This is a genomic window from Gluconobacter japonicus (genome assembly GCF_002723975.1).
GTDB classification, from domain to species: Bacteria; Pseudomonadota; Alphaproteobacteria; order Acetobacterales; family Acetobacteraceae; genus Gluconobacter; species Gluconobacter japonicus.
In genome coordinates this window covers 1-15,456 of record NZ_BEWO01000002.1, presented here as the reverse complement: position 1 = coordinate 15,456, position 15,456 = coordinate 1, and the positions used below count along the sequence as shown (strand labels likewise).

Here is a 15,456-nt window from a genome sequence, read left to right as displayed (position 1 = left end):
AAGCCTGTGAGGCCAGAGCACGCACGCTATGCAGGTTGGATATGCCCATCCTGAACATTGAAAAATCCGGCCTTTCCGGTGAGAGCCGAAAAGGGTTCGGCATCTGTCCCGGTTAATAGGACTGGCGTATTGAGATTTAGCAGGCTGACAAGAAGAGCATCTCTCCGGGGTTCGTCCAGATGAAGGAGCGGTTCATCCAGAAGGATGACAGGCGCATCCCCCCTACTCTGTTCGATCAGCGCAGCATGGCTCAGGACAACGCCAATCAGCATGGCTTTTTGCTGACCGCTGCTTGAAAGCTCAGCTGAGCGACCGGTTTTTGCGTCGGAGAGAAGAAAATCTGCTTTGTGGGCACCAACGGACGTGCTGCCGCGCGTGCGATCTTCGGTCCGACTGTCGCGGAGTTTTGCCCTTAGCCAGTCTTCCACCTGTAGTGCGGAAGCGCTCATGAGTTTCCGGGTAATGTCGCAATTCAGGCTGAGAATGCTCTGGGGGAAGTCGCCACCGGAAAAAGGGTGAGCGTTCATGCTTTCTACGAGGGAAAGTCGGGCAGCGCAGGCGGCAACAGCATGTCGGGCGATGGAGTCTTCAAGAGAGGCCAGCCAAAGGGTTTCGTTGGGACGATCTGCCAGAAGGCGGTTTCGGCTTGAAACCGAACGTTCATGGGCCGCCATCTGACGTGCATGATCCGGGGTCAAGGCCATGACCAGACGATCCAAAAAACGTCTTCGGCCGCTGGCGCCTTCTAGGAAAAGGCGATCCATTTGTGGTGTCAGCCAGACGCATGAAAATACTTGCGCGACCTCTGCCTGAGATCGGACGTTTGCACCATCCAGCCTGAAAGAGCGTCTGCTGTTTTCGGAAAGATCGGCGCCCGTCCCAAGCAGGGTCTGGTCAAGCCCATGGCTCAACGTGGCTGCTACGCCCCACTGAGAGGCCTCTGTTCGGCACAGGGATTGAAGGGGCGCGTTTCGAAGGCCGCGCCCTGGTGCCAGAAGCGACACAGCTTCCAGCAGGTTGGTTTTTCCTGATCCGTTTTCGCCGGTCAGGATTGAAATGTTTGTCTCGGGCTTCCAAACGGAATGCTGGTAGTTCCGGAAATCCGTCAGGGCCAGGCGTATCAGTCTCAATGCGGGCCGATCAGACCCGCATCGGCATCAGAACATACAGGGCAGACGGAGACGCCGTATCGCGCACCAGTGTGGGGGCGGAACTGTCTGCAAAAGCAAACTCGACTTCAACGTCAATCTGGTCTGTGATGTCCGTCAGGTAACGGGCCTGAAAACCGATTTCGATCGGTGGCGCATCATAGGTGACTGTGCTGTCGTCCAGTTCCTCGTGTGCCACGCCCTGGTCTGGGCTGATAGCGGAAAGCGTCAGCATATTGTGCGTGACGGACAGTTTGACGGGGCGCGAGCGCTCCTGACTGATGGCTGCCACACGACCGACGGCCGCGGCGAAATCTTTCTTCGTCGTGCGAAGGATGCGATCATTGCCCTTGGGAATAACGCGCTCGTATTCAGGGAATGTGCCGTCGATAAGTTTGGACGTTAACAGGACAGGGCCAGCCTGAAACTGGATGCGGGTATCGGACAGGGACACTTCAATGTCCGCAGCACCTTCATCCAGCAGCTTGCGAAGTTCGGCGACTGTCTTGCGCGGAATGATGACGCCCGGCATGCCGCGAGCGCCTTCAGGTAGCTCTGTTTCGACGCGAGCCAGACGATGACCGTCTGTAGCAACAGCGCGAAGCATCGGAAACGTCCCGCCTTCTGCGACATGCAGATAGATACCGTTCAGATAATAACGCGTTTCCTCATTGGAAATCGCAAACTTGGTACGGTCTATCAGCCCGCGGAGTGTCGCAGCTGGAATGCGGAAACGGTGCGGAAGATCTCCTGCCACCATGGCTGGGAAATCATCAACCGGCAGAACGTTCAGGCTGGTGGCGTAGCGGCCGGCGCGCAGGGCAAGCGGTGCGTCGCTTTCCGGGTGGTCAAATTCGATTTCCACGCCATCTGGCAGCTTGCGAACGATCTCGAACAGCACAGCAGCAGGCACGGTAGTAGAGCCGAGGCGCTCACCTGTGGCTACGACGTCTTCGACGACGGCAATTTCCATATCGGTGGCCGTCAGGCGAAGAATATCCCCTTCATAGGACAACAGGACGTTCGCAAGGATGGGAATGGTGTTCCGCTTTTCTGCAACGCCATGAATATGCGCCAGGGCCCGTTGCAGCAGGGTGCGGTCAACCTTGAATTTCATCGTTTTTTTCCCTGGTCGGCAATCTTTAAGTTTTGCCGTTTCTTAGCAGACACCCGCTTCCGGCGAAAGGCACCGATAGCGGGTTGTCGTCCTTGCTCAGCCTTCAAGCATCCGGCGCATCAGTTCGACGTCTTCTGCGAAAGACGTATCCTGCTCCATCAGTTCTGCAACGCGGTTCACGGCGTGCATAACGGTCGTGTGATCACGGTTACCAAATTTGCGTCCGATTTCCGGAAGGGATCGGCTGGTCAGCTGCTTGGCAAGGAACATGGCGACCTGGCGCGGACGGGCTACAGCCCGGGCGCGGCGTGCAGAAGACATGTCCGTCAGGCGGATATTCCAGTGTTCCGCAACCTTGCGCTGAATTTCCTCGATCGTCACGCGACGGTCATGAGCCTTGAGCATGTCCTTCAGGACATCCTGAGTCGTATCGAGTGTGACTGGCCGGCCGACCAGATCGGCATGGGCAATCAGACGGTTCAGTGCGCCTTCAAGCTCACGCACGTTTGTCGTGATCTTGTGAGCCAGATATTCCAGCACCTTGGATGGAACATGCGTGCCGGACGCCTTAGCCTTCGCTTCCAGAATGGAGATGCGGAGTTCAAAGGTTGTGGCGTGAATGTCCGCAACCATGCCACAGCCAAGGCGTGTTCTCAGGCGATCTTCAAGACCAGACAGATCAGATGGGCTCTTGTCCGCGCTGACGATGATCTGACGTCCGGCATCAACAAGAGCATTGAACGTATGGAAGAATTCTTCCTGCGTGTTGTCCTTGCCTATCAGGAACTGAAGATCGTCGATCATCAGAACGTCAACGGAGCGCAGTTGCTCCTTGAATTCCATGGTGGACTGGGAGCGGATGGCTGCGATGAAGCGATACATGAACTTCTCGGCCGACATATAGGCAACCGAGACATTCCCCGTCTTCGTTAGTTCCGAGCCGATGGCATGCATGAGATGCGTTTTGCCAAGGCCGACACCGCCATAAAGAAAAAGTGGGTTGAAGCCGGGACTGGACGGCTTTTCAGCCACACGGCGGGCGCAGGCATAGGCAAATTCGTTCGGCTTGCCCACGACGAAGCTATCGAAGGAAAACCTTGGATCCAGGGGAACGGCAAGATCGCTGCGAACTTCGTGGCTGACCGCGACCTGAGCTGTGACTTCTTCAACGACGCTGTCGCTTGCAATATCGGCGGACGGGGGAACTTCGGGCAGGCCACGTTTGACCTGGAGTTCAATACCCTGCACATCCGCACGCTCGGTGCGCCAAAGCGTTTGAAGGCGCTCTTCGTACTGGCTGCGAACCCAGTCCCGCAGGAAACGGGTCGGTAGGTACAGGATAAGTTCGCCGTCTTCGATTGGCCCCAGAACGATCTGGCGCAGCCATGTGCGATATTCGACTTCGCCGACTTCGCCCTTCAGCTTTTCACGAACTTTGTGCCAGGAAGCTTCCAGAAGATCCGCCGAGCCGGGGGCGGAGGCGCTGGCGTCCAGATACTGAGCGTTTTCCACCTATGATACCCCCTTTCATTTCTGCCCCAGATACGATGGGGCGTCTGTCATGGTTCCCTGCACGCAGGGTGGATATGCTTCCAACGGAGAACGTCCACACAGGATTGGGTGGCGCTTCAAATAAAGCGAACGCTTACCGGAGAAAACAGAGCCTCTGGCACTGAGCTTGATCTGGCAGGATAGGCTTCTGCCCAAACCGAAGCAAGCTGGAACACGAAAGGTTCAGAGGTGCCGAGGCGAGGTGTTGCAGTATGGTCAAAAAAGAACGCGCTCCCTGAGGGGAGCGCGTTCTTCAGTTCATACCCTGCAAAGGGGCTCAGGCGGTTGCCAGAGCCTTGATGCGGGCAGACAGACGGGACAGCTTGCGGCTGATCGTGTTCTTTGCGACGACGCCCTTGCCAGCAGCGCGCTGCATTTCAGGCTGTGCAACCTTGTATGCTTCGGCAGCAGCCGTCTTGTCGCCAGACTGGATAGCCTGTTCGACCTTCTTGATGAAGGTACGCATACGGGACACGCGGGCCACGTTGCGCTCGCGGCGGCGTTCGTTCTGACGGATGCGCTTACGGGCAGAAGCTGTATTTGCCATGGATCTTTCGGTTCAGTTAGCGGTCTTGTCGCGGAAAATGATTGGCGCCCTCTACCCGTCATGAGCGGGGACGTCAAGCGTTTTGCACATTTTATACACACGGGGCGTCTGCGCAGAGTCTTCCTTATTTCTGGCAGTTTGTGCAGTAGAATGTAGATCTACCTGCCTGTGTGATGCGTGAAACAGGATAACCTGTCCCGCACTTTAAGCATGCCTCTCCTGCCCGTCCGTAGACAAGGTGCAGGTCCTGAAAGCCGCCCTTTGTGCCATCGGCCTGAACATAGTCTCTTAAAGACGACCCTCCAGATGCGATGGCCTCTGTCAGAATAGCTTGTATGGAAGCGGCGAGGCTATTCGCTTCCCTTTTACTAAGAGACATGGCCATGCGTGTGGGGTGGATGTGGCTGCGGAACAGCGCCTCGCAAACATAGATATTGCCGAGACCTACGATGAGCCGCTGATCAAGGAGAGCCGTTTTGATCGGAGTGCGCTTGCTCTGCATGAGGCTGTGCAGATACGGGCCTGTCATGCTTTCCGAGAGCGGCTCAATGCCGAGACCGCTCAGGAGGCGGTGCGCGTTTTCCTGATCTGTTGCAACAAGATCCACCATCCCAAATCGCCGCGGATCCACGAGGCCCGCGCGGGCACCGTTCTCTGTTTCCAGCACCAGATGTTCATGCTTGGACGGAGTCGTGTTCATACCGGACTGTCCAAGGAGCAGTCTGCCGGACATTCCCAGATGCAGCATCATGCTCGTGCCCTTCCCGACGCGCATGAGAATATACTTCGCGCGACGATGAAAGGAGAGCACGTCCTGTCCTTCCAGCCTTTCCCGGAGATCCAAGGGAAATGGCCATCTGAGGTCAGGGCGGTTGACGGTAACGTGACGGATCCGCTGCCCTTCGAAGGCGGTGCGGAACCCACGCATAACGGTTTCGACTTCTGGAAGCTCTGGCATGACTGGACACAAAGATATATCGATTGCCCCATGACCGATAGCGCTGAACATAACGTCCCGCCCTTCCCGTCTTCCGAGCAGACCGGAGACACCACGGATTTTGGTTACCGCAATGTCCCGCGGAACCAGAAGAAGACCATGGTCAGGGAGGTGTTTGAGAGCGTCGCTGGCAAATATGACATCATGAACGATGTCATGTCGTTGGGTATCCATCGCGTCTGGAAGCGGATTTTTGTGGGGATGCTTGGTGCGCGCCCGAACATGAAGCTGCTGGATCTGGCTGGCGGAACGGGTGACATCACGTTTGGCTGGCTGCGCTCCGGTGGTGGTCCGGCCATCCTGTCCGACATCAACTCCGCCATGCTGTCCGTCGGCCGTGACCGCGCCATCAAGGCGGGGCTGATTGGCCAGATCGAAGTCTGCGTTGTAGATGCGGAAGCGATTCCTCTGCCTGACTGCTCCGTTGATCGTGTGACCATTGCTTTTGGTTTGCGCAATTGCACGGACAAGGACGCTGTCCTGCGAGAAGCGCGTCGTGTGCTGAAGCCGGGCGGGCGTTTCTTCTGTCTTGAGTTTTCCCGCGTTGAAATTGCTGCGCTGTCACCTGTTTATGATACGTGGTCTTTCAAGGTTCTGCCGAAGATGGGGCAACTGATCGCCAAGGATGCGGACAGTTATCAGTATCTTGCGGAAAGCATCCGCATGTTCCCGGATCAGGAGACGCTTGCTCAGATGATGCGTGATGCTGGTCTGGAGCGCGTGCAGTATCGCAATCTCTCTGGTGGAATCGCGGCCATTCATTCCGGCTGGCGTCTGTAATTCATGCGTCGTGTTCTGCTGATTGTTGGTGGAGGCATTGCAGCTTACCGGGCGCTCGAACTTGTGCGCCTTCTGAAAGCTGAGAACATTGCCGTCACCCCGGTCATGACAGACGCGGCCAAGGCGTTCATTACACCTCTCAGTCTGGAGGCCCTGTCTGGGGAGTGCGTGCATGACGCGCTTTTTGCCCCCACGCAGGAAAGCGAAATCGGCCATATTGCGCTTGCGAGAAGCGCAGATCTCGTCGTGGTCTGCCCGGCTACGGCCAATCTCATGGCGCGTATGGCGCATGGCATTGCTGATGATCTGGCAACGACGCTGCTTCTGGCGACGACGACCCCCATCCTGCTTGCTCCTGCGATGAATGTGCGCATGTGGGAGCACCCCGCAACGCAGGCCAATCTCACACTTCTTCGGCAACGTGGCGTGCAGGTGGTTGGGCCAGATGAGGGCAGTATGGCCTGCGGCGAGTTTGGGCCGGGGCGCCTGAGTCAGCCTGATGTGCTGCGGGACGCGATTGTGGCTGCTCTCACGCCAGACCAGTCTTTGGCTGGACTTCATGCTCTTGTGACGGCTGGGCCCACTGTCGAACCTCTCGATCCTGTTCGGTTCATATCCAATCATTCCTCCGGCAAGCAGGGATATGCTATTGCAGAAGCCCTTGCGGCCCTTGGAGCGCGGGTCACGCTTGTCACCGGCCCGGTCTCGATTCCTGCTCTTGATGGTGTGGCCTGCGTAAAAGTCCAGACTGCCGAGGAAATGCTGGCGGCTTGTGAGGCCACGCTTCCCGCAGATATCGCCGTGTGTACGGCTGCTGTCAGTGACTGGCGCGCCAGCGTTCCGGCTGGAAGCAAGATCAAGAAGACGGGCGATGGCCCCCCAACCCTCAGTCTTGTTGAGAACCCGGATATTCTGGCAACGCTGTGCCGTCATGCCAGCCGTCCCAAGCTGGTTGTCGGCTTTGCGGCGGAAACAGATGACGTTCTGGAAAATGCGCTCGCCAAGCGTCAGCGTAAGGGCTGTGACTGGTTGGTGGCCAATGATGTTCGTCGTGGGGTTTTCGGGGCAGATCGGAATCTTGTCAGCCTGATTGACGGTAATGGCATAGAAGAATGGCCGGAGATGGATAAATCCGCAGTGGCAGGAAAGCTGGCAGAGCGGATTTCCAAAACCTTCGAGTCTTCAACCGCCTGAAAATCCGGGATAAGAGAAGCGTCATGACGACCGATCTGATTGATGTCCGCATTACGCGTCTTCCTCATGCGGGAGGGCTTTCTCTTCCATCCTATGCCACCTCCGGAGCCGCTGGTTTCGACTTTGTTGCGGCTATTTCGGCCCCGGTGACGATTGAACCAGGCGGTCGTGCACTTGTCCCGACTGGTTTGTGCATCGCCCTGCCCTCAGCTTATGAGCTTCAGATACGCCCGCGGTCTGGTCTGGCTCTGAAGCATGGCATTACGCTGCCGAATTCTCCTGGGACAATCGATGAAGACTACCGTGGCGAGATTGGCATCATTGTCATGAATGCCGGGACGGAACCTTTCACGATCGAGCGTGGCACACGGATTGCTCAGGGGGTGCTGGCTCCTGTGTCCAGACTACGGTGGCAGGAAGTTCCGTCTCTGGATGAAACGGAACGTGGCGCAGGTGGTTTTGGCAGTACCGGCCACTAAGACCTCCTGAGATATGCAGAAAACACTTGAGCCTCCGGAAGAACCTTCCTTACTCTCGGTTTCTCTGAAACCGGGAGGACAACAGTCATCATGACGGGCAGCCCTCTGGCCATGCCCATCCGTGTCATGCATCGCTGGCGACAGCGCATGAGCGGCATTGAACTTTCGATCCTGTTTGCCGGGACTGCCCTCTGTCTTTTTCTTGTGAAGAAGGCAGTCTGGGTGCCTGCTTCTGTGGTGCTGCCAGAGAGGCCCGCGGTTCCAGTGTGGCAAGAGCTTTTATTCACGCTTTTGCATGCGTTTCTGGCTCTGATCACGGTCGTTGCCGTCTCTCTGGCTCTGGCCGGTTTGTCCCGCCAGTTTCCACGCTTTCGTCGATTGCTGGTGCCTGCGCTGTCCGTAGCGCGATCCATTCCCGGACTGGGGTTGGTGGGACTTCTGGCGTTGGCCCTACCACCTGTCGCCGTTATCGTGAGTGTGGCGGCTTTCAACATGATCTGGCGTGTCCTGACTGCCATTCTGGATGCTGAAGAAACGCTTCTGCCCGAACTGAACGAAGTTGCAACAGGTCTTCACATGACGGGATGGCAGCATTTCTGGCGTTTGCAGATGCCGGTTGCCATTCCTCTTGTAACGTTCCGTGCGTCTCAGGCCATGCCGGGTTTATGGTTCCGCCTTTTATGTGTGGAAGGCCTTGCGACGCTCCTGATACGTCATGATGTCGGCGGCTTGGGAGCGCAGGCTCTGATTGGCCTCGAAACGCATCACGCTTTCTGGTTTCTGGCGGCCGGTAGCCTGGCCGTCCTGCTCATCCTGATCGTCGATCAGTGCCTGACACGCCCGATGATGGGGTGGGCACAGCGCTACCGGCTGGACGGTCCGCAATCCCAGAAAAACCGTGGACGATCCTGGGTCCTCCAGTTCTGGCGTGAGTCTGCGATCCTCAATGGAGCCAGTGTAGGTCTGCACAGGCTCATTGGAGGGATTGGAAACTGGCGTGTGGGTCGAGTGCGCCGGCATATGCCTGCGCTGTCCTCCGTCTCTGTTCCAGTGCCAGACTGGCTTGTGCCTTTGGCGTCCCTGATCCTTCTGGGGCTGGCAGTTGCCAAAAGCCACCTGACAGACCGCCTGCCCTATGATCTGCTCGAGAGTCTTCTTACGCTTTCGCACGTCTGTGGCGCGCTGGTACTGTGCGGGATGCTCTGGCTACCTCTGGCCCTGTTCTTTTTTGATGCAAGCGAGCGCGTCTTCCGGTTTGCAAGACTGTTTGTGCTTGGGGGGGCGCTGTTCCCGGCTGTTCTGCTGTATCCTCTTTTCCGCAAGTTCGAGATTATCCCTGCAGCAGTCTTGCTGTTCGTGGGCGCACACTGGTTGACGGGGGGGACGGTTCTGGATGCCATGCAGGCTATTCCGGGACCTTTCCGTCAGGTGGCGCGAGGTCTGCGCCTCAAAGGCGTTCTGCTCTGGAAGCGGCTTATTCTTCCAGCCGTGGCTCCTGATCTGTGTGGCGGACTTCTGCTGGCGGCCGTCCCCATCTGGGATGCTGTCATGATTGCGGAGGCATTTGTGCCGTCAGACACCGGTCTGGGAGCAACGCTGCTGGCTGATATGCTTCAGGGGCAGATTGCGGCTCAGGTTGTTGTTCTCATGCTTCTCACACTTTTGTCCATGCTGCTGGACCGTCTCGTTCTTCAGCCCCTTGCGGTTCATGCCGCTCAGAAATACGCGATCCAATGACCCGAACCCTGCTCAGTCTCCAGAATTGTCGTCAGACCTATCTGAAAGACAGCAATGCTGATCTCGTTGTTTTCGATCAGGTGAGCTTTGATGTCCGTGCCGGAGAAATTCTTGGTCTCCTTGGGCGTTCCGGTTCAGGAAAATCATCTCTTCTGCGTGTGATGTCCGGATTGATGCCGCCTGTGGAAGGAAAGGTTTTCTGGCAGGGAAAGCCCGTTAACGGGCCGCTCGATGGTGTTGCTACGGTTTTTCAGTCCGGAGCGCTCTTTCCATGGCTGACCCTGCGGCAGAATGTGCTTCTCGGGCTTGAGGTGCGTCGTTTATCGCGGGCGGATCGTGAGAGCCAGGCCAGTGCGGCGATTGCGGTCATGGGACTGGAAGGATACGAAAACGCTTATCCCAAGGAGCTGTCGGAGGCGTTGAGCCAGCGTGCGTCCCTTGCACGAGCGCTCGCATTACAGCCGTCTTTGCTTCTGCTTGATGAGCCTTTCTCTGCTTTGGATGTTCTGAGTGCTGAAAATCTTCGCACGGACCTGATTGAACTCTGGGCAGAAAAGAGACTGTCTTCCCTTCATGCCATGTTGCTGGCGACACATGGCATTGAGGAAGCGGTGCTGATGTGTGACCGGATTCTGATTTTTTCTTCCAGTCCCGGGCGCGTGACCCACGAAATCAATGTCCCCTTTCCGCACCCTAGAAACCGTGAGGATGCGGATTTTCGCCGGTTTGTGGATCAGATCTATACGTTGATGACACGCCGGGCCCCGATCGTTTCTGAAGCCGAGACAACAGTTGGTTTGTCTCCTGCGGCGTTGCCACCGCTCTCCATTGTGTTGCCTGATCTTCCTGTGGAGGTTCTTGTCGGGCTGATGGAAGTGCTGAATGGCGCGCCTCTATCCGGTCGTGCGGACCTTCCCGAACTGGCGCAGCGTCTTCAGATGACGCTTGATGATCTGCTTTCGCTCGGTGAGTCGCTACAGCTTCTGGAACTGGCGGAGCTTGAGGATGGCGATATTCTTCTGACGGATGAAGGACGCCTGTTTGTCGAAGGGGACGCTGATGCGCGACGTGACATAATGCGCACGGCCTTGTTGCATTATCTGCCACTTCTTCGCGCCATCCGCAGTACGCTCGATGAGCGGTCCAACCATGTCGTGGATGCCAATCGTTTTCGAAAGGCGCTGGAAGAAAGCATGTCTCCCGATTATGCCCAACAGACGCTGACAACAGCGATCGGTTGGGCACGCTATGCGGAACTCTTCGATTACGATGAAGAGTCAGACCGCTTTCATTTGGAAACCGAAGAGTAAGGTCTCAGGCTGGGTTTTTCAGTCGATCCCGGTATAGTTTGCGGGCTTTGGCGACCTTGGGAGCGACAACCGCTGCGCAGTAAGCGGTTTCCGGGTTGCGAGCAAAATAATCGAGGTGCTTTTCCTCTGCGCGCCAGAAATGGGCGGGACCTTCGATGGTTGTGACAATCGGTGCGGGCCAGATCTGTTCTGCCGTAATTTCATCTTTGACGGCCTGGGCAACACGTTGCTGCTCTGCGTCTCCGAAAATAACAGACCTGTACTGTGTGCCGATGTCATTACCCTGACGGTTAAGCTGGGTTGGGTCATGGGTCGTGAAAAAGACGCGCAGAATATCGTGCAGGGAAATTTCCTGAGGGTCGAAAACGACCTTCACGACTTCTGCGTGACCGGTATTCCCTGTGCAGACGGCTTCGTAGGACGGATTGTCCACATGGCCGCCCGCGTATCCCGGATCAGCCGAAATGATTCCGCGTAGACCGGTAAAAACGGCCTCTACGCACCAGAAGCAGCCTGCGCCAAGAAGAATGGAAGAGTGTGTACTCATGAGCGGGATCTCCTGAGGGAGGTGAGCCTCCCCATATAGGGAGGCCCCGTCCTTATTTCACGACTGGCAGCCAGACGGCACTGGCAGCGTTTCCGCCCCGGTGAATGGTCTGGGTGGCGGTGTGGTAGTCCGATGGTTTGGCATCGAAAATATTCTGTACATAGGTCTGCGGGTTACGGTCATAGAGCGGGAACCAGCTCGACTGGATCTGGATCATGATGCGATGCCCTTTCTGGAACACATGGTTCACGGCTGACAGCGTGAACTTGTATTCCTGAACCTGCCCTGCCGGAATAGCGGATGGGTGGGCGAAGTCATTGCGGTAACGTCCGCGGAAGATATCCATGGAAATCGGGAGTTCGTATCCGCCCATCTCTGGCCGGTCCGGTGTAACGCCGGGCTGAACGTCGATGATTTTTACGATCCAGTCTGCATCTGTGCCTGTTGTGGATGCAAAAATGTCTGCAGTTGGAACGCCGGAGACGCGGACAGGCGCATCAAGAACGGGTGTCTCGTACGTCAGAACATCGGGACGGCTTTCTGCAAAACGCTGATCCGTGACAAGCCAGGGTTTCCAGCGTGGATCGTTGGCGGTGTAAGGCCGTGGCATGAACGGAACCGGATGAGACGGGTCAGAGATATAAGCATCCGTTCCCGGCAACGTCCGCTTGAACGACAGGCCGTGATCGGGCTGGAGGTAGAGACGCTCGCCTCGCATCAGGCAGGTCGTATCACACTCGGCAAGCCAGTTGCGGAAACGGTCCCAATGATTCTCGCCTGTATTGTAGATGATCGCTTCATCAAGATGCGGATCGGCGCCGTCTCTCAGATAGTGATCAAAGAACGGACGCATGACGTTGGAACGATACCAGAGTGCGGTATCACCATCGAAATGGAGCGGGCCAAGCGTTGAGCCATCATAATTGACGCCACTATGGCGCCATGGTCCCATGACAAGGACATTTGGGACCTGCGTGTGATGGGCCTTGAGGTTCATCCAGGAATGGATCGCCCCCCACATATCTTCCTGATCCCACAGACCCTGTTCCCAGATTGTTGGAACCTTCAGAGGCTTGCGGACGAGAATCTGATCCAGAGCCTGTTCCTGCCAGAACGCATCATAGGCCGGGTGCGCTTTCAGGCGATTCCACCAGGGATATTGATCAAGACCTGCTTTGGTCGCGAAAGCTCCGGTTGAGCCGGCTCGCAGGAAGTTGGTGTAATCATCGGCGTCTAGCCGGGGGATGGTTGGCCCTTCACCAGCTTCGCTCATCTGCATGGTGAAGTAGTCAAGGCCGGTCTGGCGGAAGGCACCGTAGTGGAACCAGTCGTCACCCATCCAGCCATCCACCATCGGGCTTTCGGGAGCCGCAACTTTAAGGGCTGGATGCGGATCCAGGAGGGCCATCACGACGGTCCAGCCTTCATAAGAAGAGCCGGTCATGCCAACGCGACCGTTGCTTTCGTGAAGATTTTTCACAAGCCAGTCGATCGTGTCCCACGCATCGGTGGTGTCGTCTGTCTTGGTCGGGTTAAGCGGGCCCATCGGAGGGCGCGTCATGATGTAATCGCCTTCAGATCCGTATTTTCCACGGATATCCTGAAAGACGCGGATATAGCCTTCCTCAACAAAAACGCCATCGCCCTGAGGGCAGATCTCACGCATGGTTGGCGCGTTGGGAATGCGGTTCAGGCGTTCACTGGCATGATACGGTGTCCGCGTGAGCAGGATCGGTGCGTTTTTTGCTCCCTTGGGGATGACAATCACGGTATGGAGCTTCACGCCATCCCGCATGGGAATCATGACGTCACGCTTGATGTAATCCTGCTGATCAGTTGGCAGGGCGGCATGAGCTGGAATGTCATTTCCGGTCTGGATCATGTCTGGCGTCACGGCCGGTCCAGCAGATGCTGGAGCCGCCAGTGCGACGGGACTACAGACAAGGGAAAGAGCCGTTCCAAGGCTGAGAAGATAACGTTTCACAAAAGGCTCCTGATCTTTGAATGGATTTTGGCCTCGTGTGTTCCCATCTAGCAAGAGCGGGAAAGAATGCTTTTCATATCTTTCCTGTGCTGGTCTTTTTTTGTTTGATTCGCTATGGAGCATGGCTCCTTCTGATATGAAAGTTCTATTCTGATGCCTGCCTATCGTTCCCGTACCACAACCCATGGCCGCAACATGGCTGGCGCGCGTGCCCTCTGGCGCGCAACGGGAATGACAGATGGGGATTTCGGAAAGCCCATTATCGCGATTGCGAACTCCTTCACCCAGTTCGTGCCGGGTCATGTCCATCTGAAAGACATGGGGTCTCTTGTTGCGTCCGCTATTGAAGAAGCGGGCGGTGTTGCCAAGGAATTCAATACGATCGCCGTTGATGACGGCATCGCGATGGGCCATGGCGGGATGCTGTATTCCCTGCCCTCGCGTGAACTGATTGCTGACTCCGTCGAATACATGGTCAATGCCCATTGTGCAGATGCCATCGTCTGCATCAGCAACTGCGACAAGATCACGCCGGGTATGCTGATGGCGTCTCTGCGCCTGAACATTCCTGTCGTGTTTGTTTCCGGCGGCCCGATGGAAGCCGGCAAGCTCAACGGTCCGGGCATCGAGCGCAAGCTGGATCTCGTGGATTCCATGGTGGCAGCTGCTAACCCGAATGTGTCGGACAGTGAGTCCGAGCAGATCGAGCGCTCTGCCTGCCCAACCTGCGGATCATGCTCCGGCATGTTTACGGCCAATTCCATGAACTGCCTCGTGGAAGCTCTGGGTCTTGCCCTGCCGGGTAATGGTTCCCTGCTGGCCACGCATGCGGATCGTCGTGATCTGTTCCTGCGCGCGGGCCGTCTTTCTGTGGAATTGGCACGTCGCTGGTATGAGCAGGATGATGCTTCTGTTTTGCCCCGCAGCATCGCGACGCGAAGTGCGTTTGAAAATGCAATGACGCTGGATATCGCCATGGGCGGGTCCACAAATACGGTTCTTCACCTTCTGGCGGCAGCGCGTGAAGGCGAAGTCGATTTCCATATGGCGGATATCGACCGTCTGTCTCGCAAGGTTCCGCACCTGTGCAAGGTGGCACCAGCCAAGGCCGATGTTCACATGGAAGACGTGCATCGTGCTGGCGGCATCCCGGCCATTCTCGGTGAGCTGGACCGTGCTGGACTGATTAAAACATCAGTTCCGACTGTTCATGCGCCCACCATGACCGATGCCCTGCAGAAATGGGACATCGCGAACGGGGATGAAGAAGCCCGTCACATGTTCAGCGCCGCTCCGGGCGGTGTGCGCACTGTTCATGCCTTCTCGCAGTCCAGCCGGTATCATGATCTGGATCTGGATCGTGAAGCGGGTGTTCTGCGCAACAAACCAAACGCCTTCTCACAGGATGGTGGACTGGCTGTTCTGTACGGCAACCTTGCCGAGGATGGGGCCATTGTGAAGACGGCCAGCGTCGCAAAAGATATTCTGACCTTCACGGGTGTTGCCCGCGTGTTCGAAAGTCAGGATGATGCTGTTGCCGCTATTCTGGGTAACAAGATCGTCGCCGGAGATGTTGTGGTCATCCGCTATGAAGGGCCGCGCGGTGGTCCGGGGATGCAGGAAATGCTGTACCCGACCAGCTATCTGAAATCCAAGGGGCTGGCCGAGGTTTGTGCCCTCATTACAGATGGTCGCTTTTCAGGCGGTAGTTCTGGCCTTTCGATCGGTCATGTCTCGCCAGAGGCTGCTGAAGGTGGTCTGATCGGACTGGTGGAAGATGGCGATCGTATCGTGATCGATATACCGAACCGCGGTATGCATCTGGATGTTTCGGATGCAGAGCTTTCCAGCCGTCGTGAAGCCATGCACAATCGCGGTGAACTTGCCTGGAAGCCGAACCGGACGCGCTACGTCTCCCGTGCTCTGCAAGCGTATGCCGCCATGACGACCAGTGCGGCCAATGGCGCTGTTCGTGATCTTTCCCAGATTATTGTGAAGACACGCGGCTGATCACCCGCTCTACGGCCTCTCTTAGCTCGGGAGAGGCCATCATCTTCTGGCCGTC

The 15,456-nt window shown here is 56.8% G+C and carries 13 protein-coding genes; 6 read left to right on the top strand and 7 right to left on the bottom strand.

The window, feature by feature from the left end; all coding sequences use genetic code 11:
- Positions 1-26: 26 nt before the first annotated feature.
- From recF to mutM, 5 genes are all read right to left on the bottom strand, one after another.
- Positions 27-1,130, bottom strand: coding sequence for a DNA replication/repair protein RecF (recF, locus tag GJA01_RS01425; RefSeq protein ID WP_062505697.1), 1,104 nt, complete (start codon positions 1,128-1,130; stop codon positions 27-29).
- A gap of 10 nt (positions 1,131-1,140) precedes the next feature.
- The gene (dnaN, locus tag GJA01_RS01420) at positions 1,141-2,265 is read right to left on the bottom strand and encodes a DNA polymerase III subunit beta (protein ID WP_010501579.1); all 1,125 of its coding nucleotides are present in this window, start codon (positions 2,263-2,265) and stop codon (positions 1,141-1,143) included.
- A gap of 96 nt (positions 2,266-2,361) precedes the next feature.
- On the bottom strand, positions 2,362-3,777 hold the full coding sequence (dnaA, locus tag GJA01_RS01415; protein ID WP_010501581.1) for a chromosomal replication initiator protein DnaA: 1,416 nt from the start codon (positions 3,775-3,777) through the stop codon (positions 2,362-2,364).
- Positions 3,778-4,093: 316 nt separating this feature from the next.
- Positions 4,094-4,363 carry a 30S ribosomal protein S20 gene (rpsT, locus tag GJA01_RS01410; RefSeq protein ID WP_010501582.1) on the bottom strand — a complete coding sequence of 90 codons (270 nt, stop codon included), beginning with the start codon at positions 4,361-4,363 and terminating at the stop codon, positions 4,094-4,096.
- Positions 4,364-4,487: 124 nt separating this feature from the next.
- Positions 4,488-5,321, bottom strand: coding sequence for a bifunctional DNA-formamidopyrimidine glycosylase/DNA-(apurinic or apyrimidinic site) lyase (mutM, locus tag GJA01_RS01405; RefSeq protein ID WP_062505731.1), 834 nt, complete (start codon positions 5,319-5,321; stop codon positions 4,488-4,490).
- 30 nt (positions 5,322-5,351) lie between these two features.
- Between mutM and GJA01_RS01400 the strand changes: the two genes are divergently transcribed.
- The 5 genes from GJA01_RS01400 to GJA01_RS01380 all read left to right on the top strand — a co-directional run bounded on the left by GJA01_RS01400 (position 5,352) and on the right by GJA01_RS01380 (position 10,860).
- The gene (locus GJA01_RS01400; RefSeq protein ID WP_010501584.1) at positions 5,352-6,140 is read left to right on the top strand and encodes a class I SAM-dependent methyltransferase; all 789 of its coding nucleotides are present in this window, start codon (positions 5,352-5,354) and stop codon (positions 6,138-6,140) included.
- Positions 6,141-6,143: 3 nt separating this feature from the next.
- Entirely contained in the window at positions 6,144-7,334 is a 1,191-nt protein-coding gene (gene coaBC / locus GJA01_RS01395; protein WP_062505700.1) for a bifunctional phosphopantothenoylcysteine decarboxylase/phosphopantothenate--cysteine ligase CoaBC, read from the top strand.
- A gap of 23 nt (positions 7,335-7,357) precedes the next feature.
- Positions 7,358-7,813, top strand: coding sequence for a dUTP diphosphatase (dut, locus tag GJA01_RS01390; protein WP_062505702.1), 456 nt, complete (start codon positions 7,358-7,360; stop codon positions 7,811-7,813).
- A 90-nt stretch (positions 7,814-7,903) separates the two neighbouring features.
- Entirely contained in the window at positions 7,904-9,550 is a 1,647-nt protein-coding gene (locus GJA01_RS01385) for an ABC transporter permease family protein (protein ID WP_062505704.1), read from the top strand.
- On the top strand, positions 9,547-10,860 hold the full coding sequence (locus GJA01_RS01380; protein ID WP_062505706.1) for an ABC transporter ATP-binding protein: 1,314 nt from the start codon (positions 9,547-9,549) through the stop codon (positions 10,858-10,860). The genes GJA01_RS01385 and GJA01_RS01380 overlap by 4 nt, the downstream gene beginning before the upstream one ends.
- Positions 10,861-10,864: 4 nt before the next feature.
- On the opposite strand, the gene msrA is transcribed toward GJA01_RS01380, so the two are convergent.
- The gene (gene msrA, locus GJA01_RS01375; RefSeq protein ID WP_062016932.1) at positions 10,865-11,407 is read right to left on the bottom strand and encodes a peptide-methionine (S)-S-oxide reductase MsrA; all 543 of its coding nucleotides are present in this window, start codon (positions 11,405-11,407) and stop codon (positions 10,865-10,867) included.
- 52 nt (positions 11,408-11,459) lie between these two features.
- Positions 11,460-13,391, bottom strand: coding sequence for a CocE/NonD family hydrolase (locus GJA01_RS01370; protein WP_062505733.1), 1,932 nt, complete (start codon positions 13,389-13,391; stop codon positions 11,460-11,462).
- Between the two features lie 153 nt (positions 13,392-13,544).
- On the opposite strand from GJA01_RS01370, the gene ilvD reads away from it, so the two are divergent.
- Positions 13,545-15,401, top strand: a complete 1,857-nt coding sequence (gene ilvD / locus GJA01_RS01365) for a dihydroxy-acid dehydratase (RefSeq protein ID WP_062505707.1) — start codon at positions 13,545-13,547, stop codon at positions 15,399-15,401.
- Positions 15,402-15,456: the final 55 nt, after the last annotated feature.

Excerpts from the sequence above, each read along its gene's own strand:
- dnaN (WP_010501579.1), bottom strand. The coding sequence starts at position 2,265 with ATGAAATTCAAGGTTGACCGCACCCTGCTGCAACGGGCCCTGGCGCAT.
- rpsT (WP_010501582.1), bottom strand. The coding sequence starts at position 4,363 with ATGGCAAATACAGCTTCTGCCCGTAAGCGCATCCGTCAGAACGAACGC.
- mutM (WP_062505731.1), bottom strand. The coding sequence starts at position 5,321 with ATGCCAGAGCTTCCAGAAGTCGAAACCGTTATGCGTGGGTTCCGCACC.
- GJA01_RS01400 (WP_010501584.1), top strand. The coding sequence starts at position 5,352 with ATGACCGATAGCGCTGAACATAACGTCCCGCCCTTCCCGTCTTCCGAG.
- coaBC (WP_062505700.1), top strand. The coding sequence starts at position 6,144 with ATGCGTCGTGTTCTGCTGATTGTTGGTGGAGGCATTGCAGCTTACCGG.
- dut (WP_062505702.1), top strand. The coding sequence starts at position 7,358 with ATGACGACCGATCTGATTGATGTCCGCATTACGCGTCTTCCTCATGCG.
- GJA01_RS01385 (WP_062505704.1), top strand. The coding sequence starts at position 7,904 with ATGACGGGCAGCCCTCTGGCCATGCCCATCCGTGTCATGCATCGCTGG.
- GJA01_RS01380 (WP_062505706.1), top strand. The coding sequence starts at position 9,547 with ATGACCCGAACCCTGCTCAGTCTCCAGAATTGTCGTCAGACCTATCTG.
- msrA (WP_062016932.1), bottom strand. The coding sequence starts at position 11,407 with ATGAGTACACACTCTTCCATTCTTCTTGGCGCAGGCTGCTTCTGGTGC.
- ilvD (WP_062505707.1), top strand. The coding sequence starts at position 13,545 with ATGCCTGCCTATCGTTCCCGTACCACAACCCATGGCCGCAACATGGCT.